Annotated in this window: 21 protein-coding genes; 8 read left to right on the plus strand and 13 right to left on the minus strand. The window is 73.4% G+C overall.

Annotation, left to right across the window (positions count from 1 at the left end; translation table 11 throughout):
• Positions 1-226: 226 nt before the first annotated feature.
• Genes IH50_RS0134685 through IH50_RS0134705 form a run of 5 tightly spaced genes read left to right on the plus strand, consistent with a single transcriptional unit; the run spans position 227 to position 6,126 of the window.
• The gene (locus tag IH50_RS0134685) at positions 227-2,089 is read left to right on the plus strand and encodes an ABC transporter substrate-binding protein (protein WP_030871721.1); all 1,863 of its coding nucleotides are present in this window, start codon (positions 227-229) and stop codon (positions 2,087-2,089) included.
• 17 nt (positions 2,090-2,106) lie between these two features.
• Complete coding sequence (locus tag IH50_RS0134690; protein ID WP_030871726.1) at positions 2,107-3,204, plus strand: ABC transporter permease; 1,098 nt, start codon at positions 2,107-2,109, stop codon at positions 3,202-3,204.
• Positions 3,201-4,115 (plus strand): ABC transporter permease, encoded by a 915-nt coding sequence (locus IH50_RS0134695; protein ID WP_030871730.1) that lies wholly within the window; start codon positions 3,201-3,203, stop codon positions 4,113-4,115. Before IH50_RS0134690 ends, IH50_RS0134695 begins: the two co-directional genes overlap by 4 nt.
• Positions 4,112-5,140, plus strand: a complete 1,029-nt coding sequence (locus tag IH50_RS0134700) for an ABC transporter ATP-binding protein (RefSeq protein ID WP_037873445.1) — start codon at positions 4,112-4,114, stop codon at positions 5,138-5,140. The genes IH50_RS0134695 and IH50_RS0134700 overlap by 4 nt, the downstream gene beginning before the upstream one ends.
• Positions 5,137-6,126: an oligopeptide/dipeptide ABC transporter ATP-binding protein gene (locus IH50_RS0134705; RefSeq protein WP_030871736.1), complete on the plus strand. Its 990-nt coding sequence runs from the start codon at positions 5,137-5,139 to the stop codon at positions 6,124-6,126. Before IH50_RS0134700 ends, IH50_RS0134705 begins: the two co-directional genes overlap by 4 nt.
• Positions 6,127-6,130: 4 nt before the next feature.
• Here the strand turns inward: IH50_RS0134705 and IH50_RS0134710 are convergent, their stop codons facing one another.
• The 9 genes from IH50_RS0134710 to rimP form a co-directional block, all read right to left on the minus strand.
• Positions 6,131-7,084 carry a bifunctional riboflavin kinase/FAD synthetase gene (locus IH50_RS0134710; protein ID WP_030871737.1) on the minus strand — a complete coding sequence of 318 codons (954 nt, stop codon included), beginning with the start codon at positions 7,082-7,084 and terminating at the stop codon, positions 6,131-6,133.
• 145 nt (positions 7,085-7,229) lie between these two features.
• Entirely contained in the window at positions 7,230-11,483 is a 4,254-nt protein-coding gene (locus tag IH50_RS42935; RefSeq protein WP_030871740.1) for a hypothetical protein, read from the minus strand.
• Between the two features lie 246 nt (positions 11,484-11,729).
• Complete coding sequence (gene truB / locus IH50_RS0134720) at positions 11,730-12,635, minus strand: tRNA pseudouridine(55) synthase TruB (protein WP_030871743.1); 906 nt, start codon at positions 12,633-12,635, stop codon at positions 11,730-11,732.
• The gene (gene rbfA, locus IH50_RS0134725; RefSeq protein ID WP_030871747.1) at positions 12,632-13,081 is read right to left on the minus strand and encodes a 30S ribosome-binding factor RbfA; all 450 of its coding nucleotides are present in this window, start codon (positions 13,079-13,081) and stop codon (positions 12,632-12,634) included. The genes truB and rbfA overlap by 4 nt, the downstream gene beginning before the upstream one ends.
• A gap of 49 nt (positions 13,082-13,130) precedes the next feature.
• Positions 13,131-13,424, minus strand: coding sequence for a DUF503 domain-containing protein (locus tag IH50_RS0134730; protein ID WP_030871751.1), 294 nt, complete (start codon positions 13,422-13,424; stop codon positions 13,131-13,133).
• A gap of 203 nt (positions 13,425-13,627) precedes the next feature.
• The gene (gene infB / locus IH50_RS0134735) at positions 13,628-16,681 is read right to left on the minus strand and encodes a translation initiation factor IF-2 (RefSeq protein ID WP_030871755.1); all 3,054 of its coding nucleotides are present in this window, start codon (positions 16,679-16,681) and stop codon (positions 13,628-13,630) included.
• A gap of 185 nt (positions 16,682-16,866) precedes the next feature.
• Positions 16,867-17,148, minus strand: coding sequence for a YlxR family protein (locus tag IH50_RS40430; RefSeq protein WP_073936961.1), 282 nt, complete (start codon positions 17,146-17,148; stop codon positions 16,867-16,869).
• 102 nt (positions 17,149-17,250) lie between these two features.
• Positions 17,251-18,261, minus strand: coding sequence for a transcription termination factor NusA (nusA, locus tag IH50_RS0134740; protein ID WP_030871758.1), 1,011 nt, complete (start codon positions 18,259-18,261; stop codon positions 17,251-17,253).
• Positions 18,262-18,263: 2 nt separating this feature from the next.
• Positions 18,264-18,764 carry a ribosome maturation factor RimP gene (gene rimP / locus IH50_RS0134745; protein WP_030871761.1) on the minus strand — a complete coding sequence of 167 codons (501 nt, stop codon included), beginning with the start codon at positions 18,762-18,764 and terminating at the stop codon, positions 18,264-18,266.
• Between the two features lie 208 nt (positions 18,765-18,972).
• On the opposite strand from rimP, the gene IH50_RS0134750 reads away from it, so the two are divergent.
• The 3 genes from IH50_RS0134750 to IH50_RS0134760 are packed head-to-tail and all read left to right on the plus strand — an operon-like array spanning position 18,973 to position 20,924.
• Complete coding sequence (locus tag IH50_RS0134750; protein ID WP_030871764.1) at positions 18,973-19,497, plus strand: hypothetical protein; 525 nt, start codon at positions 18,973-18,975, stop codon at positions 19,495-19,497.
• The gene (locus IH50_RS0134755) at positions 19,494-19,973 is read left to right on the plus strand and encodes a ferritin-like domain-containing protein (RefSeq protein ID WP_030871767.1); all 480 of its coding nucleotides are present in this window, start codon (positions 19,494-19,496) and stop codon (positions 19,971-19,973) included. Before IH50_RS0134750 ends, IH50_RS0134755 begins: the two co-directional genes overlap by 4 nt.
• 45 nt (positions 19,974-20,018) lie before the next feature.
• Positions 20,019-20,924, plus strand: a complete 906-nt coding sequence (locus tag IH50_RS0134760) for an aminoglycoside phosphotransferase family protein (protein WP_030871769.1) — start codon at positions 20,019-20,021, stop codon at positions 20,922-20,924.
• 389 nt (positions 20,925-21,313) lie between these two features.
• On the opposite strand, the gene IH50_RS0134765 is transcribed toward IH50_RS0134760, so the two are convergent.
• The 4 genes from IH50_RS0134765 to IH50_RS0134780 all read right to left on the minus strand — a co-directional run.
• Positions 21,314-23,014, minus strand: a complete 1,701-nt coding sequence (locus tag IH50_RS0134765; RefSeq protein ID WP_030871772.1) for a proline--tRNA ligase — start codon at positions 23,012-23,014, stop codon at positions 21,314-21,316.
• 78 nt (positions 23,015-23,092) lie between these two features.
• Complete coding sequence (locus tag IH50_RS0134770; RefSeq protein ID WP_030871777.1) at positions 23,093-23,659, minus strand: GNAT family N-acetyltransferase; 567 nt, start codon at positions 23,657-23,659, stop codon at positions 23,093-23,095.
• Between the two features lie 27 nt (positions 23,660-23,686).
• A complete protein-coding gene (locus IH50_RS0134775; RefSeq protein WP_030871779.1) occupies positions 23,687-24,535 on the minus strand; it encodes a GNAT family N-acetyltransferase in 849 nt (282 codons plus the stop codon).
• A 136-nt stretch (positions 24,536-24,671) separates the two neighbouring features.
• Positions 24,672-25,090 (minus strand): flavodoxin-dependent (E)-4-hydroxy-3-methylbut-2-enyl-diphosphate synthase (locus tag IH50_RS0134780; protein ID WP_030871782.1); only part of this gene is annotated, 419 nt, incomplete at its 5' end.

Genomic DNA, 25,090 nt, shown 5'->3' on the forward strand with positions numbered 1-25,090 from the left:
AGGGGCCGCTTTCGCGTGCGGGGCCGAAATCCGCCGTCAGGCCCTGGCCAGCAGCGCGTCACCGGTCTCTACCAATGAGCGCGCCACGTACATCAACTCGTTGTTTTCGCAGGCCACATGGGGTGTCTGCGCCGTTGACGCCCGCCATGGTCGCTGATAGACACACTCATCACTCATCTGATCAACCCGCCCTTCCTGTGCGAGCGATGACGCGAGGTCAGCGACCATGGAAACGAACGATCAGTACGGCGGTCACCACCGCACCCCGGGCCGCACCCGGCTCGTCATGGCGGCCGGCGCCGCCGCGCTCACCCTCAGCGCCGGACTCGCCACCCCGCTCAACCCGGCCCCGGACCAGGCGCGGGCGGCCGGTGACGGCACCAAGGTGCTGACCGTCGCGGTGGCGCAGAGCGTCGACTCGCTCAGCCCGTTCCTGGCGGTACGGCTGCTCAGTACGAGCATCCACCGGCTCACCTACGAGTACCTGACGAACTACGACCCCGAGGACAACCACGTCATCCCCGGCCTGGCCACCAAGTGGGAGTCGTCGCCGGACAAGCTGACCTGGACGTACACCATCCGCTCGGACTCCGCCTGGTCGGACGGGAAGCAGGCCACCGCCGAGGACGCGGCCTGGACGTTCAACACGATGATGAAGGACCCCGGCGCGGCCACCGCGAACGGCAGCTACGTCGCCAACTTCGAGAAGGTGACCGCGCCGAGCCCCACCGAGCTGGTCATCGAGCTGAAGAAGCCGCAGGCCACGATGACGGCGCTGGACGTGCCGATCGTGCCCAAGCACGTGTGGGAGAAGGTCGACGACTACGCGAAGTTCAACAACGACAAGGACTTCCCCGTCGTCGGCAACGGGCCGTTCGTCCTCACCGACTACAAGCCGGACAGCTATGTGCGGCTGAAGGCCAACAAGGACTTCTGGCGCGGGTCGCCCAAGTTCGACGAGCTGGTCTTCCGCTACTACAAGGACCAGGACGCCGCGGTGTCGGCGCTGCGCAAGGGCGAGGTGTCGTTCGTCGCCGGGTCGCCGTCCCTGACGCCGGCCCAGACCGAGGCGCTGAGGAGCGAGAAGAACATCCGGGTCAACGACGCGCCGGGGCGCCGCTTCTACGCGCTGGCCACCAACCCGGGCGCCAGGACGAAGACCGGCGAGAAGATGGGTGACGGACACCCCTCGCTGCTCGACCAGCGGGTGCGCAACGCGCTGTTCATGGCGGTGGACCGGAAGACCATCATCGACAAGGTGTTCCAGGGGCACGCCGTGGAGGGCGCCGGCTACATACCGCCACGCTTCTCGCAGTACTACTGGGAGCCGTCGGCCGGCCAGGAGCTGGCGTACGACCCGGCGGAGGCGGCCCGGCTGCTCGACCGGGCCGGCTACCGGAAGAACGGTGACGGCAAGCGGGTCGGCAAGGACGGCAAGCCGCTCGACTACCGCGTGCTGTGCCACGCCACCGACCCGAACGACAAGGCGGTCGGCCAGTACCTCGAGGAGTGGTGGGGCGACCTCGGTATCGGGGTGACGCTCAACTGCCTGGACAACGTGACCGATCCCTGGCTCGCCGGTGAGTACGACCTCGCCTTCGACGGCTGGTCGGTCAACCCGGACCCCGACTTCGTGCTGTCCATCCACACCTGCGCGGCGCTCCCGGCGACCCCGGAGGAGACCGGCGCGACCGACAACTTCATCTGCGACAAGACGTACGACGAGCTGTACGCGCGGCAGCTCGCCGAGTACGACGCCGGCAAGCGGGCGGACATCGTCAAGCAGATGGAGTCGCGGCTGTACGACCTCGGGTACATGAACGTCATGGCGTATCCGAACGCGGTCGAGGCGTACCGCACGGACCAGATCGAGTCGATCACCACCATGCCGGCGAAGGCGGGCAACATCTACGGCCAGGACGGCTACTGGAGCTGGTGGTCGGCGGTGCCGGCGGACTCCGGTGACGGAGGCGGTGACGCGTCGTCGACGGGCGTGGTGGTCGGGATCGTCGCGGGTGTCGTCGTCCTCGCGGGGCTGGGGGTCTTCGCGGCGATGCGGCGACGGACCACGGCCGAGGACCGCGAGTAGGCGGCGGACGGACACCCATGACCGCTGACGCGACATCCGCATCGACAGGGGGCACGGGGGCCGCCGGTCCGGCGAAGGACGGACCGGCGGCCGTCCGCGGGCCGCACGAGTCGCACGGGCCACGCGGCCGCCGTATCACCACCGCGTATCCGCGCTATGTGGCGGGCAAGCTCGCCGGTGCGGCCGTGTCCCTGCTCGCCGTCCTCGTCACCAGCTTCTTCCTCTTCCGGCTGATCCCCGGCGACCCGGTGAAGTTCATGACCGGCGGCCGCCAGGTGTCGGCCGAGCAACTGGCCGCGTACCGGGAGCAGTTCGGGCTCGACCTGCCGTTGTGGCAGCAGTTCACCGACTACTGCGGCAAGGCGCTCACCGGTGATCTGGGGACGTCGTACCAGTTCAACGCGCCGGTGGTCGACAAGATCACGGAGGCGCTGCCGAACACGCTGCTGCTCACCGGTACCGCCTTCGTCCTCTACACCGCGCTCGGGATCGTCCTGGGCACCCGGTCGGCGTGGCGGCACGGACGGCTCGGCGACAAGCTCAACACCGGCCTGGCACTGACGCTGTACTCCCTCCCCTCCTTCTGGCTGGGCCTGCTGCTGATCACCACGCTGTCGGTGGGGATCGGGCCGCTGCCGGGACTGTTCCCGACCGGTGGCATGGAGTCCGGCGGGGAGGAGGGCTTCGCGTACGCCGTGGACGTGGCGCACCACCTGGTACTGCCGGTGGTGACGCTGGTGGCCGTGGACTACGGGCAGACGCTGCTGGTGACGCGGTCGGCGCTGCTGGACGAGATGGGCAGCGACTATCTGACGACCGCGCGGGCCAAGGGGCTGCGCGACGACCTCGTACGGCGCCGGCACGCGGTGCCCAACGCGCTGCTGCCGACCGTGACGCTGATCTTCATCAACCTCGGGCGGACGGTGGCCGGTGTGATCCTGGTGGAGACGGTCTTCTCCTGGCCGGGCCTGGGAGGACTGTTCTACCAGGCGCTGAGCGTGCCCGATCTGCCGCTGGTGCAGGGGCTGTTCTTCGTGTTCGCCGCCGCGGTGGTCGTGATGAACACGCTCGCCGATCTGATCTATCCGCTGTTCGATCCCCGGGTGGGCCGATGACGACCGAGAAGATGCCGGCCGCGCGCCCCCGCGCCCTGGCGTGGCAGCGGCGCCGGGCCTCGGCCGCGCGGTTCTGGCGGCAGTACCGCACCCACCGGGCCGGCCTCTTCGGCCTCGCCACGCTCGCGCTGTTCGCGCTGCTCGCCCTGGCCGCTCCGCTGGTCGTCGGATCCGACGTGGCCGACGTGACCGACGCACCGGGCAGCCCGCTGGAGCGCCCGAGCGCGGAACTCCCCTTCGGAGCCGACCGGTTCGGTCGGAACCTGCTCGGCCTGGTGATCTGGGGTGCGCGGGTGTCGCTGCTGGTGGGGCTGCTGGCGGCCGTGCTGTCGGTGGCGATCGGCACGGTGATCGGGGTGACGGCGGGGCACTTCCGGGGCTGGTACGCGACGGTGGTGATGCGGATCACCGACTGGTTCCTGGTGATGCCGACGCTGGTGCTGGCGATCGCGCTGGCCACGGTGATGTCCCGCTCGCTGCTGACGATCGTCGTGGCGATCGGGGTGACGACCTGGCCGACGACGGCCCGGCTGGTGCGGGCGCAGACGCTGGCGGTGGAGACCCGGCCGTACATCGAGCGGGCGCGGGCGCTCGGCGGCGGGCACTGGCACATCATGTCCCGGCATGTGCTGCCCAATGTGATGCCGCTGGTGCTGGCGCAGACGACGCTGATCATCTCCTCGGCGATCCTGGCGGAGGCGACGCTGGCCTTCCTGGGGCTCGGCGATCCGACGGTGGTGTCGTGGGGCGGGCTGCTGCAGGACGCCCGGGAGGCGGGTGCGGTCAGTGCCGGGCACTGGTGGTACCTGGTGCCGCCGGGCATCGCCATCGCCGTGGTGGCGCTGGCGTTCACACTGTGCGGACGGGCCGTGGAGTCCGTCCTCAACCCCAGGCTGGGGGTGTCCCGTTGAGTCTGCTCGACGTCAGAGGGCTGACGGTCACGTACGCGGGCGGGGCGGCCGCCGTGCGCGGGGTGGATCTACGGCTGGAGGCGGGCCGCAAGCTGGGGATCGCCGGGGAGTCGGGCTGCGGCAAGTCCACCCTGGCGCTGGCGCTGCTGCGGCTGCTCCCGGCCGGGACCCGGGTCGGCGGGGAGATCCTGCTGGACGGCGAGGACGTCCTGGCCATGAAGTGGGGCCGGGTACGGGCGGTCCGCTGGGCCGGGGCGTCCATCGTGTTCCAGGGGGCGATGCACTCCCTCAACCCCGTGCGGCGCATCGGCGACCAGATCGCCGAGCCGATCCTGCTGCACCGGAAGGCCACCCCGGCCGGGGCGCGGAAGAGGACCGGGGAGCTGCTGGAGCACGTCGGTCTGCCGGCCGCCCGTGCGTCGGCGTACCCGCACGAGCTGTCCGGCGGTCAGCGGCAGCGCGTCATGATCGCCATGGCGCTGGCCTGCGATCCGCGGCTGATCATCGCCGATGAGCCGACGACCGCGCTGGATGTGATGATCCAGGCGCAGATCCTGCGGCTGATCGAGCGGCTGGTCGCGGACCAGGACGTGGGGCTGATCATGATCAGCCATGACCTCGCGGTGCTCGCCGGCACCTGTGACCGGCTCGCGGTGATGTACGCGGGCCGGGTGGTCGAGGAGGGTCCGGCGGGAGAGGTGTACGAGGCCGCTCGCCACCCCTACGCCCAGGCGCTGTCGGCCGCGTTCCCGCGCATCGGCGACCCGGCGTCGCGTTTCGCGCCGCGTGGCCTGCCGGGCGACCCGCCGGACCCGGCGGCGCTGCCGCCGGGCTGTACGTTCCGTCCACGGTGCCCGGTGGCGCTGGACTCCTGCGCCACGGAGGACCAGCCGCTGCGGAACGCGGGCCCGGACCGGCGGGCGGCGTGCGTACGGGTCGCCGCGGCGGCCGGCCCACCGGCCCCTCAGCGGAACACAGACGGTGATCCGGGCTCCCTGGAGGAAGCGAGGCCCCGTACCCCATGACCACCTCCACCACCCCCCTTCTCAGCGCCCAGGGTGTGCGCATCGCCTTCCCGGGGCGGCACGGCGCGCCGGACGCCCGTGCCGTGGACGGTGTCGATCTGGACATCCGTCCCGGTGAGATCGTCGCCCTGGTCGGTGAGTCGGGCTGCGGCAAGACGACGCTGGCCCGCGCCCTGCTGGGTCTGGTCGAGCCGACCGCGGGCCGGGTCACCTTCGACGGACGGCCGCTGGAGTACTCCGGCCGCTCCCTGAAGGCGTACCGCAGGCGCGTGCAACTGGTGCTGCAGGACCCGAACGGATCGCTCAACCCCCGGCACACGGTGTACGACGCGGTGGCCGAAGGGCTGCGTATCCACGGCCACGGCGGTGACGAGCGGGCCGCGGTCGCCGACGCCCTGTCCCTGGCCGGTCTGCGCCCGCCGGAGCGCTTCCTCCTGCGCTATCCGCACGAGCTGTCCGGCGGTCAGCGGCAGCGTGTGGTGATCGCGGGCGCGCTGGTGCTGGAGCCCGAACTCCTCGTCGCCGACGAGCCGGTGGCCTCCCTCGACGCGTCGGTGCGCGGGGAGATCCTCGCCCTGCTGCTACGGCTGCGCGCCGAGCTGGGCCTGTCCGCGCTGGTCGTCACGCACGACCTCGGACTGGCCTGGAACATCGCCGACCGGGTCGCGGTGATGTACCTGGGCCGGATCGTGGAGACCGGGGCGGTGGAGCAGGTCCTGACGGCCCCCCGGCATCCGTACACCCGGGCCCTGCTGTCGGTCCTCCCCGAGGCGCCGGGTGAGCCGGTGGTCCTCACGGGCGAGCCCCCGGACCCGTCCCGCGTCCCGTCCGGGTGCCGGTTCCACGCCCGCTGCCAGATCCTGGCGGGCGGCGAGGCGGACCGGGCGGGGGTGGCGGACGCGTGCCGGGGCCGGGACCCGGAGATCCTCGACGGGGGCGGCGCGGCCCAGGTGGCGTGCCACTGGGCGCACGCCCGGGAGAGCTGACCGGTTACGGCTTCCCGGCCGCGGCCACGAGGTTCTTGCAGCGCTCGACGTCCTCGGCCATCTGCTCCAGCAGCGCCTCCAGCGTGTCGAACTTCGCCTGACCGCGCACGAAGGCCAGGAAGTCGACGGCGACGTGGAGGCCGTACAGGTCGAGGCCGACACGGTCGATGGCGTACGCCTCGACCGTGCGCTCGGTGCCGTCGAACTGGGGGTTGGTGCCGACGGAGATCGCGGCCGGCATGGCCTCGCCCTGGGCGTGCAGCCAGCCGGCGTAGACGCCGTCGGCGGGGATCGCGGTGTGCGGGAGGGTCTCGACGTTGGCCGTGGGGAAGCCCAGGTCGCGGCCGCGCTGGGCGCCCCGGACGACGACGCCCTCCACCCGGTGCGGGCGGCCGAGGATCTCGGCGGCGCCCTCGACCTCGCCCTCGGCGACCAGGCGGCGGGTGAGCGTGGAGGAGAACGGCTCGCCGCCGCCCGCCTCACCGGACACGTACAGGTCGACGACCTCGACGTCGAAGTCGTAGACCCGGCCCTGCTCGGCGAGGAACTCCACGGTGCCCGCGGCCCGGTGGCCGAAGCGGAAGTTGGGGCCCTCGACGACCGCCTTGGCGTGCAGCTTGTCGACCAGCACCTTGACGACGAAGTCGGCGGCGGACAGCTTCGAGAACTCGGTGGTGAAGGGGAGGATCAGGACCGCGTCGACGCCGAGCTCCGCCATGAGTTCGGCGCGCCGGTGGTGCGGGGCCAGCAGCGGGGGGTGGCTGCCGGGGCGGACGACCTCGCTGGGGTGCGGGTCGAAGGTGACGACGACGGCGGGGACGCCGAGCTCCCGGGCACGGTCCACGGCATGCCGGATGATCAGCTGGTGCCCGCGGTGGACTCCGTCGTAGGAGCCGATGGTGACGACGCTGCGCCCCCAGTCCTGGGGGATGTCCTCCAAGCCACGCCAGCGCTGCACTGTGCCTGCTCCTTGTCGAAACCTCGTCGGACGAACCCGAGTCCGTGGACTTCTCTACGCAGCTCTAAGGGTGCCATGCCGGGTGCCGGGGGCCCGCATCGGCATGGGGGCTGTGTGACGGGGGGCACGTGCCGGCCGGGCGGGGTCAGGCGGGGACGACCGCTCCGGCCGGGTTCCCGAGGGTGCGGCGGGTGGCGGGCCCGATCAGCGCGGACCACTCGCGCGGTGCGTCCGTCAGCCAGCCGGCCACGGCGGCGGCGAAGCCCGGCACATGGCCGCCCAGGTCGGCCAGGCAGCGGTCGAAGCGGGTGGCGCCCTCCTCGGTGCGCGCCAGGAGCAGCCCGGCGCGGTGGACGAGGACGCGCGGCTCGGGGCCGGTGGTGCGGGCCGCGGCGCGCACCACCGCCTCCAGGACGTCGGGGTCGGACTCGCGGGCGAGCAGGGTGTCCAGCAGTTCGCGGCGCAACGGGCGGGAGGCCGGTGTGCCGGGGCCGGCGAGGATGCCGGCGAGGGCCACCCGGAGCGGTTGCGGGCCGCCGTCGAGCAGGCCGGTGAGCAGGGTCCTCAGTACGGCGCGGGCGGCCGGGCCCCGCTCCAGCCGCTCGTCGGCGTACGCGGCCACCTGCCCCGTCAGCTCCGGCCGCCGCTCCACCGTCTCCCGTACGAGTGCGGCGACCCGGCGGGCCAGGGCGGGCGGGACGGCGTCGGCGAGGGCCCGGAACGTCTCGCCCGCGCCGGTCCCGCCGAGCCGGGTGCGGAAGGCGTCGAGGACGGGCTCCGGGTGGGTGGTGAGGGCGGGGACGAGCGCGCCCGGCGGGAGGTGGGGGTCGCCGGCCGTGAAGCGCTCCAGGGCCCGCGGGAGGTGGCGGTCCCTGCTGTTCGGGTCGCGGACCAGGAGGGCGAGGGCGCCGCCGTGCAGCTCGCGGTCGGCGGTGCGGACGAGGACGGCGAGCGCCGCGTACCGCAGCAGGGTGCGGTCGGTGTCGTCGCGCGCGTACGGCGCGGCGAGCAGGCCGTAGGCGAGGGCCGTGGCCCGGCGTGCGGGTCGTTCGTCCTTCGCCCACCGGTCGACGGCCCTGCACATCGCGGCGGGCTCCTCCTCCGTGAGCACGGTGAGCAGTTGGCCGGCCCGCCGGTGCGCGCTGTCGGCGAGCGCCTCCGTCAGCGCGTCCGGGGCCGCGTGCCGGTGGGTGTGCAGCAGCGCCTGCGCGGCGGTCGCCACGGTCGCGTGCGGGGTGGCGGGCAGCGGCCGCTCGTCCTCGAACCAGCGGATGAGATGCGGCAGTACGGCGACGGGGTCGGCGGCGAGCAGCCGGGCGGTGGCGTCGAGGAAGCGGGGTTCGTTCTCGCACGGGGGGCCGTCGGCGTGGACGAGCCGGCGCAGCAGTGCGCACCGCGTCTCCGGCGGCAGCCGGAGAGCGGTCCAGAAGGCGGGGCCCAGCTCCGGCGGCACGCCCCGCCGCTGTTCCCGCCAGGCCACGAGACGGTCGGCCAGCAGCCGCAGCACGTCCGTGTACGGCGTGGCGTCGGCCACGCGCGTGAGGGTCCCGCCGAGCAGCCGGGCGGCCCACCAGGAACCCGGGTCGGCGTCGAGGGCGTGCACCAGATCCGTGAGCCGCGTGGACAGCCGCCGGCTGCCGTGCCGCCGCGCGAGGAACAGCAGGGCCTCGACGACGACACCGATGCGGTGGTGCGGGACGGGGGCACCGGCCGGAGGGAGGGCTTCGGCGCCGGGGGCGGCCGGGAGGAGGTCGACGGCGGGCGGTACCGGACGTCCGGTGGCCGCGCCGGCTCCGTCGTCATCGGCGAGGCGGTCGTCGGCAGGCCGGTAATCGGTGTCGGCGACGGCCCAGGGGTCGGGACCGGCGACGGTCCAGGGATCGAAGGCGACAGCGGGAAGACCACGACGATCACCAGCCGCACCGGCCCGGCGGCCGGACAGCGGGAGAGCCCCTTCCGCGGCGTCCCGGTCACCGGGAGCGGCGGCAGACCGGTGGGGCCCGTCGCCGGGCAGCGGGCAGCGATCCTCGGCGGCGGCCGGCCGCGGGGTGCGCCCGCAGGGAGCGACCGGAGCGGCGGGGACGGAACGACACCCGTCCACCGCCGCACCGGCCCGGCGGCCGGACAACGGAAAGGCCCCCTCTGCGGCGTCCCGGCCACCGGAAGCGGCGGCAGCCGGCCACGGAACACGCCCGCCGGGAGCGACCGGAGCGGAGCGATACCCGTCCGCCGCACCGGACCTACGGCCGGACAACGGAAGAAAACCCTCAGCGGCATCCCCGCCGCCGGGCAGCGGGAAGCCGTCCTCGACGGCGGCCGGCCACGGGGCGCGCCCGCCGGGGGCAACCGGGGCGGCGGGGGCGGTGTGGACCAGGGTGCGCAGGGTGTCGTCCACGTCGAGGTGGGTGCCGTGGAGCCAGTCGGCCAGTTCCTCGTCCGCGAACCGGTAGCCGGTCGTCCCGGCCGGGACGAGAAGCCCTTCGGCGAGCACGGCCGAGGCCCAGCCGGTGCCGCCGCCGAGCCGGTCGGGGGCGGGTCCCCGGGGGAACACCACGTCGAACGTCTCCCGGTCCAGGCCGCCCGCGCCGAGGCTGCGCCGGGCGGCCTCGTGCACCTGTCCGGCGACCCTGGCGGCGAGCCGGCGCACGGCGGTGCCGCGGATCCCGTTCTTGTCGGCGAGGCGGACGGCGATCCGCAGGCACATCAGGTCCAGGTGGGCCGAGAAGACGTCGCCGCGGTCGACGGGGATGTCGGGGGCGGTGCCGGCGAGGGCGGACCGGAGGTCCGCGAGCATCCGCAGGGTCAGGGGATGGCGGGCGTCGGCGTCGGCCACCGCGCCCTCGGGGACGCCGTGGCGGGCGCGTGCCCGGCGGGCCTCCTCGGCGGTGAGGTCGCCGAGGGCCACACAGGCGGGGAGCCCGTCGGGGCGGGGCGCACCGGCGTGCAGCAGCTCCTCCGGGAACCCCGCCTCCTCCCAGTACTCCGCGCGGCACGCCACCACCAGCCGGGCCCCCGTCGCCCGCAGCCACCGCACGGTCCCGGCGGTCCACTCGGCCGGTCTGTCGAGCAGGGCCTCCTCGGGTCCGTCGAGGAGGAGCAGCAGGGGGTGGCCGGCCGTGCGGGCGAGCCCGGCCAGGTGCTCCGGGCTCACGTCACCGAGGGCGTCCGGGCCGGCCGGGAACGGGGCGCGGGAGGCCGCGACGACGGCGGCGGCCCGGTCCAGCGCCCGGCGGGCGGCGTCCGCGACCGAGCCGTCGCCCGCGTCCAGGTCGGCACCGCGCAGCCGGAGCGTGGGCCGGCCCGCGCGGTACCGGCGGGCGGCGAGCGCGGTGAGCTGCGTCGTACGGCCGCTGCCGGGCGGCCCGACCAGGCCCAGCACGGTGGCCTCGCCCCGCTCGAACGCGGCGAACTCCGTGAGCACGGCGAGCCGGTCGACGGGCTCCACGGCCCCGGCCGGCCCGTCTCGGCCGGCCGAGGAACCCCCCACACCCACAACGGCCCCGTCCCGCTCGAACACGGCGAACTCCGCGAGCCGCCCGGCGGGCCCCACGGCACCAGCCGGTCCGCCCCACCCAGCCGAGGAACCCCCCACGCCCGCAGCAGCCCCCACACCAGCAGCCGCCCCGCCCCCTCCGGCCGAGGAGACCCCCACACGCACAACAGGCCGGCCGGCGGGCCCCACACCACCGGCCGTGAGCTGCACCACCCCGGCGAGGTTGAGGTCGGCTCCGTGGGCCGGGACCGTCGTCCTGTTCTCGGTGAGCAGTGCGGCGAGCGGGCCCTCGGTGAGGCCCGGGGGAGGCAGGCGTACGGCGAAGCCCCCGGCGCGGTCGTCCGAGTGGAGCGCGGTGCCGAGGACGCCGAGCACGGCGTTGGTGGTGGCGTCGAGCACCGGGCCGCCGGCGGCGCCGCCGCCGAGCCGCAGCGCGTCCCGGCCCGCGGTGCCGACCGCCAGTTCCAGGGCGTCGTCCAGTGCGTACGCGCGGTCGGTGGCGGTGTAGGTCACGGGGCCCGTCCCCAGCACGCGCGCCTCGCGCCAGCCTCCGGCGGGGATCCGCACATAGGTGCCGGGCAGGACGGCGCGCCGCGTGGTGACCGGCAGCGGTGCGACGCCGAGCCCCTCGCTGCGGACCAGGGCCAGGCCGAGCGCGGGCAGCGGGGTCACCGCGTCCGCGGTCACCACGCACTGGCGGCCGGCCGCCGCGCGCAGCACGAGCCGGGACAGTCCGTCGACCGCCTCGTGACCGGTGATCACCGTGCCGTGGTGATCGGCCACGAAGCCGATGCCGCGCGGCCGGCCGGCGAGGTCGTGCAGGCGGACCAGGACGTCGTGCGGGCCCGGAGCGGCGTCCGGGGCCTCCCGTTCGTGACGGGGTTCGTGTTCGTAGGGGGACGGCATCGTCGAGCCTCCCGTCGCGCATCCGTGCCCTTGGCCGCGACAGTAGGGCCGAGATGATCAGCGGGACAGATCGCCCGGTGAACGCGCCCCCTTCCGCTCCCCCGGTTCACTCCGAGCGCCCGCACGTACGGGTGAACAGGCGGGGGCGGATGGATACACCCTAGGGGTGGGGGAACCGAGGGGGACCGTGGAGCGGCGGCATGTCCATCCCCGTGACGCCGCTCCACGGGCGGTCCCGCCCGCGTGTCAGCCGAAGACGGCCAGGCTCTTCGCCTTGCCCCGCTGCTCCTCGACGAGGGCCAGGAACCGGCGCTCGGGGCCGAACACGGCCACGGCTCCGGAGCCGGCGTACTCCTCGGGCATCTCCAGGCGTACCCCGTTGGTGAGCAGCCTGGCCCGCCGGTCGTCGACGTCCCAGCGCGGGAACGCGGCCGTGGCGGCCTCGGCGATCGGCATCACCGTCAGCTCCTGCTGGAGCTGGTCCAGCGTCTTCGCGGAGTCCAGCTTGTACGGGCCGACGCGGGTGCGGCGCAGCGCGGTGAGGTGCCCGCCGACGCCCAGGCCGGCGCCCAGGTCGCGGGCGAGGGCGCGGATGTAGGTGCCGGAGGAGCAGACGACCGACACCACCAGGTCCAGCACCGGGGTGCCGTCCTCGGCGACCGCCTCCCGGACGTCGTACACGGAGAACGAGGAGACGGTGACCGGCCGGGCGGGGATGTCGAACTCCTCGCCCTCCCGGGCCCGCTTGTAGGAGCGCACCCCGTTGATCTTGATGGCGCTGACCCGGGACGGCACCTGCATGATGTCACCGGTCAGCTCGGCGACCCCCGCGTCGACGGCCTCGCGGGTGACCGCGGAGGCGTCGGTGGAGGAGGTGATCTCCCCCTCGGCGTCGTCAGTGAGCGTGTTCTGCCCGAGCCTGATCGTGCCGAGGTACTCCTTCTCGGTCAGCGCGAGGTGGCCGAGGAGCTTGGTCGCCCGCTCGACGCCGAGGACGAGGACGCCCGTCGCCATCGGGTCGAGGGTGCCGGCGTGGCCGACGCGCCGGGTGCCCGCGATGCCGCGCATCTTGGCGACCACGTCGTGCGAAGTGAAGCCCGACGGCTTGTCGACGATGACAAGGCCGTCGGGCGTGGTGGGCTTCTCGGTCATTCGGCGGTGTCGTCCGTCTCGTCGTCTTCCGGCTTGCGGTACGGGTCGGCCCCGCCGGCGTACGTGGCACCCGCGGACGCCTCACGCACCTTGGCGTCGGACTGGCGCGCCTTGTCGAGGAGGTCCTCGATGGTGCGTGCCGTGTCCGGAAGCGCGTCCATGACGAAGGACAGGGTCGGCGTGAACTTCACGCCCGCCGCCCGGCCCACCTCGGAGCGCAGGACGCCCTTGGCGCTCTCCAGACCCGCCGCGGCGGCCTTGCGCTCCTCGTCGTCCCCGTACACCGTGTAGAAGACGGTCGCCTCCCTGAGGTCACCCGTGACCCGGGTGTCCGTGATGGTGACGTGCGAGCCGAGCCGCGGGTCCTTGATCCCGCGCTGCAGCTTCTGGGCCACCACCTCTCGGATGAGGTCCGCCAGCCTTTTCGCCCGCGCGTTGTCGGCCACTGGTCCGTCTCCCGTTCTTTCCTGTCTGCGTATCTCTGGGCTGTGGTCGTCAGTCGTCTTCACCGTGGAAGCGCCGCCTGACGGACAGCAGTTCCACCTCCGGGCGCCCGGCGACCAGCCGCTCGCAGCGGTCCAGTACGTCGGTCAGGTGCCCCGCGTCACCGGACACCATGGCCAGGCCGATGACCGCCCGCCGGTGGAGGTCCATGTGATCCACCTCGGCCGCGCTCACCGCGTACTTGCGCTGGAGCTCGGCGACGATCGGGCGGACGACGGAGCGCTTCTCCTTCAGCGAATGTACGTCGCCGAGGAGGAGGTCGAAGGACAGCGTCCCCACATACATGTGCAACCGGTTCACCCGCCGGTACGGGATCGATGGCCCCGCCATCCGTGGTGGGCAGGGACATCAGAACCGTACAACGAAGGGGGCGCGGCGATCGACGGATATTGTGCCCCGCCGGCCGCGACGCCGTGCGTCCGCACACACACGCGCGCCGGCCGGCGGGACCCGGGTGGGTCCCGCCGGCCGGCACACACCGTGGGGTGTTACACCCGCGGCTTCTCGCGCATCTCGTACGTCGCGATGACGTCGTCGACCTTGATGTCGTTGAAGTTTCCGAGGTTGATACCGCCCTCGTAGCCTTCGCGGATCTCGGTGACGTCGTCCTTGAAGCGACGCAGACCCTCGATGTTGAGGTTCTCCGCGATGACCTTGCCATCGCGCAGCAGGCGCGCCTTGGTGTTGCGCCTGACCTCGCCGGAGCGGATGAGCACACCCGCGATGTTGCCCAGCTTGGACGAGCGGAAGACCTCGCGGATCTCCGCCGTGCCGAGCTCGACCTCTTCGTACTCCGGCTTGAGCATGCCCTTGAGGGCCGCCTCGATCTCCTCGATCGCCTGGTAGATGACCGAGTAGTACCGGACGTCCACACCCTCGCGCTCGGCCATCTGCGCGGCACGCCCGGCGGCGCGCACGTTGAAGCCGATCACGATGGCGTCGGAGCCCATCGCCAGGTCGATGTCGGACTCCGTGACCGCACCGACGCCGCGGTGCAGGACGCGGATGTCCACCTCTTCGCCGACGTCCAGCTGGAGCAGCGAGGACTCGAGGGCCTCGACCGAACCGGAGGCGTCACCCTTGATGATCAGGTTCAGCTGCTGGACCTCGCCGGCCTTGAGCACCTTGTCCAGGTCCTCCAGGGACACGCGGCGCGTGCGCTTGGCGAACGCGGCGTTGCGCTCACGGGCAGCGCGCTTCTCGGCGATCTGACGGGCCGTACGGTCCTCGTCCACGACGATGAAGTTGTCGCCCGCACCCGGGACGTTGGTCAGGCCCAGGACCTGGACCGGCGTCGACGGGCCGGCCTCGGCGACGTTGTTGCCGTTGTCGTCGAGCATGGCGCGCACGCGGCCGTAGGCGTCGCCCACCACCATCGTGTCGCCGACCCGCAGCGTGCCTCGCTGGACGAGGACGGTCGCCACGGCACCGCGGCCGCGGTCGAGCCGGGACTCGATCGAGATGCCCTGCGCGTCCTGCGTGGGGTTGGCCCGCAGGTCGAGCGAGGCGTCCGCGGTGAGGATGACGGCCTCGAGGAGGCTGTCGATGTGCAGACCCTGCTTGGCGGAGATGTCGACGAACATGGTGTCGCCGCCGTACTCCTCGGCCACCAGGCCGTACTCGGTCAGCTGACCGCGCACCTTGGTCGGGTCCGCGCCCTCGACGTCGATCTTGTTGACCGCGACGACGATCGGGACGTCGGCCGCCTTCGCATGGTTGAGCGCCTCGACCGTCTGCGGCATGACGCCGTCGTTGGCCGCGACGACCAGGATCGCGATGTCGGTCGAGCGCGCACCACGGGCACGCATGGCGGTGAACGCCTCGTGACCCGGGGTGTCGATGAAGGTGATCTTGCGCTCTTCTTCGTTGACCTCGGTCGCGACCTGGTAGGCACCGATGTGCTGGGTGATGCCGCCGGCCTCGCCCGCGATGACGTTCGTCTTGCGGATGGCGTCGAGGAGGCGGGTCTTTCCGTGGTCGACGTGACCCATGACGGTGACGACCGGCGGACGGACCACCAGGTCCTCCTCGTCGCCCTCGTCCTCGCCGAACTCCAGGTCGAAGGACTCGAGCAGCTCGCGGTCCTCCTCCTCCGGGCTGACGATCTGAACGGTGTAGTTCATCTCGCCGGCGAGGAGCTGGAGCGTCTCGTCGGAGACGGACTGGGTCGCGGTGACCATCTCGCCGAGGTTCATCATGACCGCGACGAGCGACGCCGGGTTGGCGTTGATCTTCTCCGCGAAGTCGGTGAGCGAGGCACCGCGCGACAGGCGAATGGTCTCGCCGTTGCCGCGAGGCAGCATCACGCCGCCGACCGACGGGGCCTGCATGGCCTCGTACTCCTGGCGCCTCTGCCGCTTCGACTTGCGGCCGCGACGCGCGGGACCGCCGGGACGGCCGAAGGCGCCCTGCGTGCCACCACGGCCGCCGGGACCGCCGGGACGGCCACCGAAGCCGGGACGGCCACCGCCGCCGGCGAAGCCGCCACCGCCACCGGGACGACCGGCGAAGCCGCCGCCGCCACCGGGACGACCGCCGCCACCGGGGCCGGCGGGACGGCCGGCGAAGCCACCGCCGCCGGGACGGCCGGCACCGCCGGGACGACCCGCACCGCCCGGACCGCGGCCGCCGGGGCCGGGACGCGGGCCGGCAGCGGGACGCTGCGGCATCATGCCGGGGTTCGGACGCGGACCGCCGGGGCCGCCGCCGGGACGGGGACCGCCCTGCGGACGCGGCATCGAGCCCGGGGTCGGGCGCTGCCCGCCCGGAGCCTGCGGACGCGGACCGCCGCCCTGGGCACCGGGGGCCTGCGGACGGGGACCGGCACCGCCGGGACCGCCGGGACCACCCGGACCGGGACGCGCGCCCTGCGGGCGCGGAGCCTGCGGACGGGCCATGCCGGTGGAGCCACCGGAGGTGAAGGGGTTGTTACCGGGACGCGGACCGGCCGGACGGGCGCCCGGACGCGGTGCGCCGCCACCGGGACGCTGACCCTGACCGGCCGGACGGCCCTGGCCGCCCTGCCCCTGACCGCCCTGACCGGCGGGACGACCGCCGGGCTTGGGGGCACCGGGACGCGCGCCGCCGGGCTTCGGGCCGGACGGAGCCGGAGCCGCCGCCGCGGGCGGGGCCTGGAACTCCGGGGCCGCCGGAGCCGGACGCGGCGCGGGGCGCGGGCCCGGACGGGGACCGGGGGCCGCCGGCGCGGGCGCCGACGGGGCCGACGGAGCCGCCGGCGGCTGGGCCGCGGCGGGCTTGGGCGCTGCCGGCGGCTTCGGGGCGGCCGGACCCGGACGGGCCGCCTGCGCCGGGGACGGCGCGGCGGGCCTGGGGGCCGCCTTGCGGGGCGCGCCGGGCTTCGCGGCGGACTTGCCGTTGCCCCCGCCCTGCTGGAAGGCGTCGGTCAGCTTGCGTACTACGGGCGCTTCGATGGTCGAAGACGCCGAACGGACGAATTCACCGAGTTCCTGGAGCTTGGCCATGACGACCTTGCTCTCCACACCGAACTCCTTGGCGAGTTCGTAGACCCGGACCTTAGCCACTTCGCTCCTTTGAGGTCCGGGTTGCGTCCGGACCGTCGCTAGTTCATGGGCGTACTCATCGCGTACTCATCGAGTGCTCATCGCAATCTCGACCTGCTTTCGACTCGCGAGGTACCAGACCGCACGGGGACTTCCGTGCGGCATGTTCGTGCGTGTTGCCTGTCCAGCCGGCGAAGAGCCGCTGCTCAGCAACCTTGTGCCTGCTCGACGTAGAGGCGCAACGCCTTTACGTCGAGCGGTCCCGGGACGCGGAGCGCCCGTGGGAACGCCCTGCGGCGCACCGCCTGGTCGAGACAGACCGGGACGGGATGCACATAGGCACCCCGGCCGGGCAGCGTACCGCGAGGATCGGGAACGCACGCGTCCTCGATCACCACGATGCGCAGCAGCTCGCTCTTGACCGCTCGCTCCCGGCACCCCACGCAGGTGCGCTCGGGGCATACGCCAGCACGTGTCCGGCCAGACACTCCTCAGTCTACCTCCCCGCGCCGACCTCACCCCTTTGGGGCAAGAATCGAACACATGCTGTGCGCAAAGCTGTCGTGATCTCAGCGATCCGCGGCCCGGATCTATTCCCCGGTCCGTTCCCCGGTCCGTTCCCCGGTCTGTTCCGTGTCCGGCCGGATGTCGATCCGCCAGCCGGTCAGCCGGGCGGCGAGGCGGGCGTTCTGCCCCTCCTTGCCGATCGCCAGGGACAGCTGGTAGTCCGGCACGATGACCCGGGCGGACCGGGCGGCCATGTCGACGATCTCCACCTTGGAGACCCGGGCCGGCGACAGCGCGTTCGCCACCATCTCGGCCGGGTCGTCGGACCAGTCGACGATGTCGATCTTCTCGCCGTTCAGCTCGCCCATGACGCTGCGCACCCGGCCGCCCATGGGACCGATGCAGGCACCCTTGGCGTTCAGGCCCGAGCGGGTGGACCGTACGGCGATCTTGGTGCGGTGGCCGGCCTCGCGGGCGATCGCGGAGATCTCGACGGACCCGTCGGCGATCTCCGGCACCTCCAGGGCGAAGAGCTTCTTCACCAGGTTGGGGTGCGTGCGCGACAGGGTGACGGACGGGCCGCGCACCCCCTTGGCCACCCGGACGACGTAGCTGCGCAGCCGCATGCCGTGCGGGTAGGTCTCGCCGGGCACCTGCTCCTGCACCGGCAGGATGGCCTCCAGCTTGCCGATGTCGACCAGCACGTTCTTCGGGTCGCGGCCCTGCTGGACCACTCCGGTGACGATGTCGCCCTCGCGGCCGGCGTACTCGCCGAGCGTCGCGTCGTCCTCGGCGTCGCGCAGGCGCTGCAGGATGACCTGCTTGGCCGTGGTGGCGGCGATGCGGCCGAAGCCGGACGGGGTGTCGTCGAACTCGCGGGCCTCCTGGCCCTCCTCGAGGTCCTCGGGGTCCTCCTTCGCCCACACGGTCACATGTCCGGTCTCCCGGTTGAGCTCCACGCGCGCGTGCCGGCGGCTTCCCTCGGTGCGGTGATAGGCGATGAGGAGGGCCGATTCGATCGCTTCGACCAGCAGGCCGAGGGAGATCTCCTTCTCCCTGACCAAGAGCCGAAGTGCACTCATGTCGATGTCCACGATTACGCCTCCTCTTCCTTCTCGTTGTCCTTGCGGTTGAACTCGACCTGGACGCGCGCCCTGGTGATGTCGTCGAAGGCGAGCCTGCGCGCGGTGGCCTTGCGGCCCTTCACCCCGGGCACCTCGAGGTCGAGACCCTCGTCGTCGACCCCGGTGATCCTGGCCACCAGCTCGCCGCCCTCGGCGAGCTGGAACCGGACCAGGCGGCCGGTGGCGCGCGTGTAGTGCCGGTGCTCGGTGAGGAGGCGTTCCGCGCCCGGGGTGCCGACCTCGAGGGTGTACTCCGCGCTGCCCATCGCGTCCGTCTCGTCGAGCTTCGCCGAGAGCGCGCGGCTCACATCGGCGATCCGGTCGAGGTCCGCTCCGGTGTCGGAGTCGACGACGACACGCAGCACACGCTTGCGGCCGACCGCGTCCACGGCGATCTCCTCGAGATCCAGGCCCTGGGAGCTGACGAGCGGTTCCAGAAGTTCTCGAAGCCTCTCGCTCTGGGTGGTGCTCATCCGGGTGACTCCTCGGCCGCGTGTGCTGTTGTGGGACGGTGCGCGTGTCTGGATCAAAGGGTATCCGGTCGCAGAGGGTGTTGCTGTCCACCCGGTCACGGAGGGTGCCGCCGGGCGCCCCCGCGCGGGCGCACGGGTACGGTGATCACGGGCTCCGGCCCGCCCTTTTCCGTCGCCCCGTTCGTACGAGCTTCCGAGGACGTCTGCCGTGTCGTTCCCCCTGTCTCCGCGCGCCCGTTCGGGGCCGCGCAGAAGGAGTCTGCTCGCCGCCGCCCCGGCGGCCCTGCTGGTGGCGGGCTGCTCCGCCGGGTCCGAGGACGCCGGTGCCTCCGGCGGCAGCCGTCCCTCGGCCGCCGACCGGGCACGCGCGCGTGCGGCCCGGGACAGCAGGGAGCTGGCCGAGCGGTACGACGCGGTCGTGGCCGCGCATCCGAAGCTGGCGGAGCGGCTGCGTCCGCTGCGCGCGGAGGTCGTACGGCACGCGGAGGCGTTCGGGGGGACGCCGGAGTCCTCGCCGTCCCCGTCGCCGTCCGGGCCGGGCTCGCCCTCGGCCTCCGCGCCCGCCGTGCCCGCGAAGGAGAAGGACGCCCTCGCCGGACTCGCCGCCGCCGAGCGGGAACTCGCCGGCCGGCGCGCGAAGGCGCTCCTCGACGCGCCGGGCGAGCTGGCCCGGCTGCTGGCCTCGGTCGCGGCGGCCGGCGCGGCACACGTGTATCTGCTGACGGAGGCATGAGGGTGAGCAAGTCGCGCGAGGCGAAGGACCGGGAACTGCGGGCTCTGCAGGCCGCGCTGGCGGCGGAGCACGCGGCGGTGTACGGCTACGGGGTCGTCGGCGGACGGATCGGCGAGGACCGGCGCACCGAGGCACGGACGGCGTACGACGCGCACCGGGCGCGCAGGGACGCACTGGTGCGCACGGTGAAGGACGCGGGGGGCGCGCCCGTCGCCGCCGCCGCGGGGTACGCGCTGCCGTTCCCGGTGCCGGACGCGGCGGCCGCGGTCCGGCTGGCGGCGGAGCTGGAGGACAGGGTGGCCGGAGTGTACGCCGATCTGGTGCGCGCGAGCGGGGGCGAGCGGCGGCGGGAGGCCGCCGAGGCGATGCGGGAGGCGGCGGTGCGGTCGGTGCGCTGGAGCGGCGAGAGCGTAGCCTTCCCTGGGCTCGCCGAGCGGAGCGGTACGGCTTCGGGGACCCCGGCGCCGACGGCGTGACGGGGCGGCGGGCCCCGCGTACAGCAGGAAGGGAACGACTCGCGCATGGTTTTCGAACCGCCGAAGCGTCTGGTGAGGGCGCTCGGTGAGACGGCGCCCGAGGGCGACGACTGGCTGGAGAGGCTGCCGGAGGCGGCGCGCGAGGCCGTCGCACAGCGTGAGTTGACCGTGGAGCGGGTGCAGGTGCCGGGCGGGCGCAGCAGCCTGGTCGTGCTGGTGCGGACGGCCGACGGGACGCCCGCCGTGCTGAAGCTGGCGCCGCGCCGGGCGCGCCCGGAGAGCGAGCGGGCCGCGCTGGCCCACTGGGACGGCCGGGGGGCGGTCCGGCTGCTGGAGCCGGTCCCGGGCGCGACCGAGGGGGTGCTGTTGCTGGAGCGGCTGCATCCGGATGTGTCGGTGCGGTCATTGCCGGAGGCGAAGGCGTTGCTGGAGGCGGCGGGAACGCTGCGCCGGCTCTGGGTGGACCCGCCCGAGGAGCACGGCTTCGAGACGGTGGCCGAGCGCACGGAGCGGCAGGCGCGGGCGATGCGGGCGAGCGCGGCGGCCGACCCGGAGGTGGCCCCGCTGGTGGAGGCCGCGCTGGCGGCCCGCGAGGAGCTGGTGGCGGCGCCGCCCGAGCAGCGGCTGCTGCACGGGACGTTCCGGCAGAGCAAGGTGCTGTCCGGGGAGCGCACGCCGTGGCTGGCGGTGGGGCCGGACCCGGTGGTCGGCGAGCACGCGTTCGACCTGGCCCGGCTGGTCCGCGACCGCGTGGAGGACCTCATCGCCCAGGCCTCCGGCGCCACGACGACCCGCCGCCGGGTGAAGCGCCTCGCGGAGTCCCTGGAGGTCGACCGCGAACGCCTGAGCGGCTGGACCCTGTTCCGCGCGGTGGAATCGGGCGTACGGGCCCGCCGTGTGGGCCGCGAGCAGGACGCGGAGCTGTTGCTGGAGTTCGCGAGCTGGCTCTGACGCCCGGTCGCTCGGACCGACGGGCGCCGGCAGCCCCGTCCGGCCGGCGTGGGAGCCACGGCAGGGCGTCGGTGTGAGGCGGAGGCGGGTCGCGCGGCCCGGCGCCTGCGGGGTGCCTCCCCCGCCCCCGGCTTCTCCCCCGCCCCCGGCTTCGCTCGAGCGGGAGGGACCCCATGAGCGGGAGGAACCCTCACCCCCATCCTCGGGATGCTGTGGGTGAATCCGCCCGGCGGCTGCCGGTACCTGCCGCGCAGACGATGCCGGGATCCGCCCACAGCGTCCCTCGGGCGGGGCCCCGTTCACCCTGGGGTACCTCCCAGGCCTTCAAGGCACTGGGGAGGCAGACTGCCCGCGGCCACGTGGCCGCGGGCAGTCTGCCTGGGGCTGTGTCAGGCCGTCAGACGGGCCACCGCCTCGTCGACCGTCAGTTCCTCGCGTTCGCCCGTGCGGCGGTCCTTGAGTTCGACGACGCCCTCCGCCGCGCGGCGGCCGGCGACCAGGATCCGCGGGACGCCGATCAGCTCCGAGTCGGTGAACTTCACGCCCGGGGAGACGCCCGCGCGGTCGTCGACCAGGACGCGGAGGCCGGCGGCGGACAGCTTCTCGGAGACGTCGAGGGCGAGCTCGGTCTGGAGCGCCTTGCCGGCGGCGACCACGTGGACGTCGGCCGGGGCGACCTCGGCGGGCCAGCACAGGCCCTTGTCGTCGGCGGTCTGCTCGGCGAGGGCGGCCACCGCGCGGGAGACGCCGATGCCGTAGGAGCCCATGGTGACGCGGACCGGCTTGCCGTTCTGGCCGAGGACGTCGAGCTTGAGGGCGTCGGCGTACTTGCGGCCGAGCTGGAAGATGTGGCCGATCTCGATGGCGCGGTCGAGCTTGAGACCGGTGCCGCACGTGGGGCAGGGGTCGCCCTCCCGCACCACCACGACGTCGACGTACGCGTCGACCTCGAAGTCGCGCCCGGCGACCACGTTCTTCGCGTGCGTGTCGGCCTTGTTGGCGCCCGTGATCCAGGCGGTGCCCGGCGCGACGCGCGGGTCGGCGATGTACGTCACCTTGTCCAGGCCCTGCGGGCCGACGTAGCCGCGCACCAGGTCGGGGCGGGCGATGAAGTCGGCCTCGGTGACCAGTTCCACGACGGCCGGGGCGAAGTGCGCCTCGACCTTGTCCATGTCGACCTCGCGGTCGCCGGGGACACCCACGGCGACGATCTCGCCGTCGACCTTGACCAGCAGGTTCTTCAGTGTGGCCGAGGCGTCCACGTCGAGCTGGGCGGCGAGGGTCTCGATGGTCGGGGTGTCGGGGGTGGGGATCTCCTCGGCAGCCGGGACACCGGTGGCGTCGACCGGCTTCAGCGCGTAGGCGACCGCCTCGGTGTTGGCGGCGAAGTCGCAGTTCGGGCAGTCCGCGAAGGTGTCCTCGCCGGCCTCGGCGGGGGCGAGGAACTCCTCGGACTTGGAGCCGCCCATGGCGCCGGCGGTGGCCGCGCAGATGCGGTAGTCGAGGCCCAGGCGCTCGTAGATCCTCTGGTACGCCTGGCGGTGCAGGGCGTACGACTTCGCCAGGCCCTCGTCCTCCAGGTCGAAGGAGTACGAGTCCTTCATCAGGAACTCGCGGCCGCGCAGGATGCCGGCGCGGGGGCGGGCCTCGTCCCGGAACTTGGACTGGATCTGGTAGAGGATCACCGGCAGGTCCTTGTAGGAGGACGCCTGGTCCTTCACCATCAGGGTGAAGATCTCCTCGTGGGTGGGACCGAGGAGGTAGTCGCCGCCCTTGCGGTCCTGGAGGCGGAACAGCTCGGGGCCGTACTCGTCCCAGCGGCCGGTGGCGTCGTAGGGCTCACGCGGCAGCAGGGCGGGGAGCAGCACCTCCTGGGCGCCGATGGCGTCCATCTCCTCGCGGACGATGCGCTCGACGTTGGCGAGGACCTTCTTGCCGAGGGGCAGCCACGTCCAGATGCCGGCGGCGGTGCGGCGGACATAGCCGGCGCGGACCAGCAGCTTGTGGCTGAGGACCTCGGCGTCCGCCGGGTCGTCGCGCAGCGTCTTCGCCATCAACTGGGACATGCGCTGGACCGGTGCTTTCGCCATGGCTCTCGTACTCCTGCTACGTCTGGGTGATGACAGGAGGTTAGCCGGGCGGAAGGGGGCGGCGGAAATCCATTGTCCCTATCGGCGGAGGAGGGGCAGCGGGGCGCCCATGACGGCGTACGGCTTGGGGGCGCCGGGGAAGAGGACCTGGCGGGCGAGGTCCTGGTAGCCGAGCGAGCGGTACAGCCGGCGGGCGGGGCTCTCGACGTCGATCGCGGAGAGGATCGAGCGGGGCTGCTCGGCGCCGTCGGTGATCGTGGTGATCAGGGCGCGGCCGATGCCGTGCTTCTGGTGCCGGGGGTGGACGTGCAGTTCGGTGATGACGAAGGAGTCGTCGAGCCAGTCGTCGTGGCCGCGGGCGCGCAGATAGGGCTCGACGACGGTGGACCACCAGTGGGCGCGGTCGTTGGGCATGCCGTAGACGAAGCCGGCCAGGCGGCCCCTGACGGTGGCGCCGAAGGCCCGGGCGCCCGGGAGGGTCATGTGGCGCAGCACGATCTGCCGGCGTACGGCCACCTCGTCGGGGCCGAGCCCGAACGCGACCGCCTGCACCGCCAGCGCCTCGTCGACGTGGCCGGGGAGGTCGAGGGGGCCGATCACGATGTCGTCGGGGTGGGAGCGGCCGTGACCGGGAAAGCGCACCATGCCGGGGAGACTACAGGGCGTGCCCGCTCAGAACAGCACGCTCATGAAGGCGCCGACCTCCTGGAAGCCCACCCGTGCGTACGTCCTGCGGGCGGGTGTGTTGAAGTCGTTGACGTAGAGGCTCGCCACGGGCGCTATCTCCGTCAGGGCGTAGCGCAGGACGGCCGCCATGCCGGGGGCGGCGACGCCCCTGCCCCGGTGCTCGGGGGCCACCCAGACGCCCTGGATCTGGCAGGCGCGGTCGGTCGCGGCACCGATCTCGGCCTTGAAGACGACCTTGCCGTCGGTGCCGAAGCGGGCGAAGGCGCGGCCGGCGCCGACGAGCTCGGCGACCCGGGCCTGGTAGAGCAGGCCGCCGTCGCCGGCCAGCGGGGAGACGCCGACCTCCTCGGTGAACATCGCCACGCACGCCGGCATGACCGTCTCCAGCTCGTCCTTGCGGACGCGGCGGACGTAGGGGTCGGGGGCTATGAGGGGGGACGGGCGGTCGGTGACCATGAGGGGCTGGTGGGTGCGGACCTCGCGGGCCGGACCCCACTGGGGTTCGAGCAGCCGCCAGAGCGCGGCGGTGGGCTCGGCCGGGCCGACGATCGAGGAGCAGCGGCGGCCGGCCCGGCGGGCACGGTCGGCGAAGGCGCGGACGGCCCGGGGGGTGGCGCAGATGGGCACCAGGTTGGCGCCGGCATAGCACAGGGACGTCAGGACGCCCCCCTCGTACCAGCCCCACATCTCGCCGCCGAGCCGCCACGGGTCCAGGCCCGCGATCTGGACGCGGGCGGTCACGAAGGCGTTCGCGACCGGCTCGCGGTCGAGTACGGCGAGTGCGGCGTCCAGGTCACTCGGTTCGAGGACCCGGGATGTGGTCTGCGTCAACACGTGCGGGGCCTCACACACTGGGGTCTGCTGATTTCTCCGCACTGTACCCGCGGAATCCGGGGGACGCCGCCCCCGGATCCCGCTTCGGTCCTGGACCCGCCCCGTCCCCGGGCGCCGTGCGGGCCGGCCGGCGTGGTCAGCCGGCCACCGAGACCTGCGGCTCGCCCGACATCACGCCGTCCTTCTCCATCTCCTCGGCGATCTTCATCGCCTCCTCGATCAGCGTCTCCACGATCTTCGACTCGGGGACGGTCTTGATGACCTCGCCCTTCACGAAGATCTGGCCCTTGCCGTTGCCGGAGGCGACGCCGAGGTCGGCCTCGCGGGCCAAGGCGGGCCCGGCCTCGGTGACGCCGAGGTGCAGCGGGTAGTCGCACTGGGCGGCGAGCTGGCGGTAGGCCTCGACCATGACGACCGGGTCGTTGTGCTTGACGGAGATCTTGATGTCCCGGAAGTCGTGCTCCTCGAAGAGGGACGCCTCCCACAGGGCGGACTCGGCCAGCGCCTCGGGGGTCGCCTTGCCGTACTTCTGGAGCAGGCGCCGGTCCAGCGAGC

This window comes from Streptomyces sp. NRRL S-37 (assembly GCF_000721605.1).
Lineage (GTDB): Bacteria > Actinomycetota > Actinomycetes > Streptomycetales > Streptomycetaceae > Streptomyces.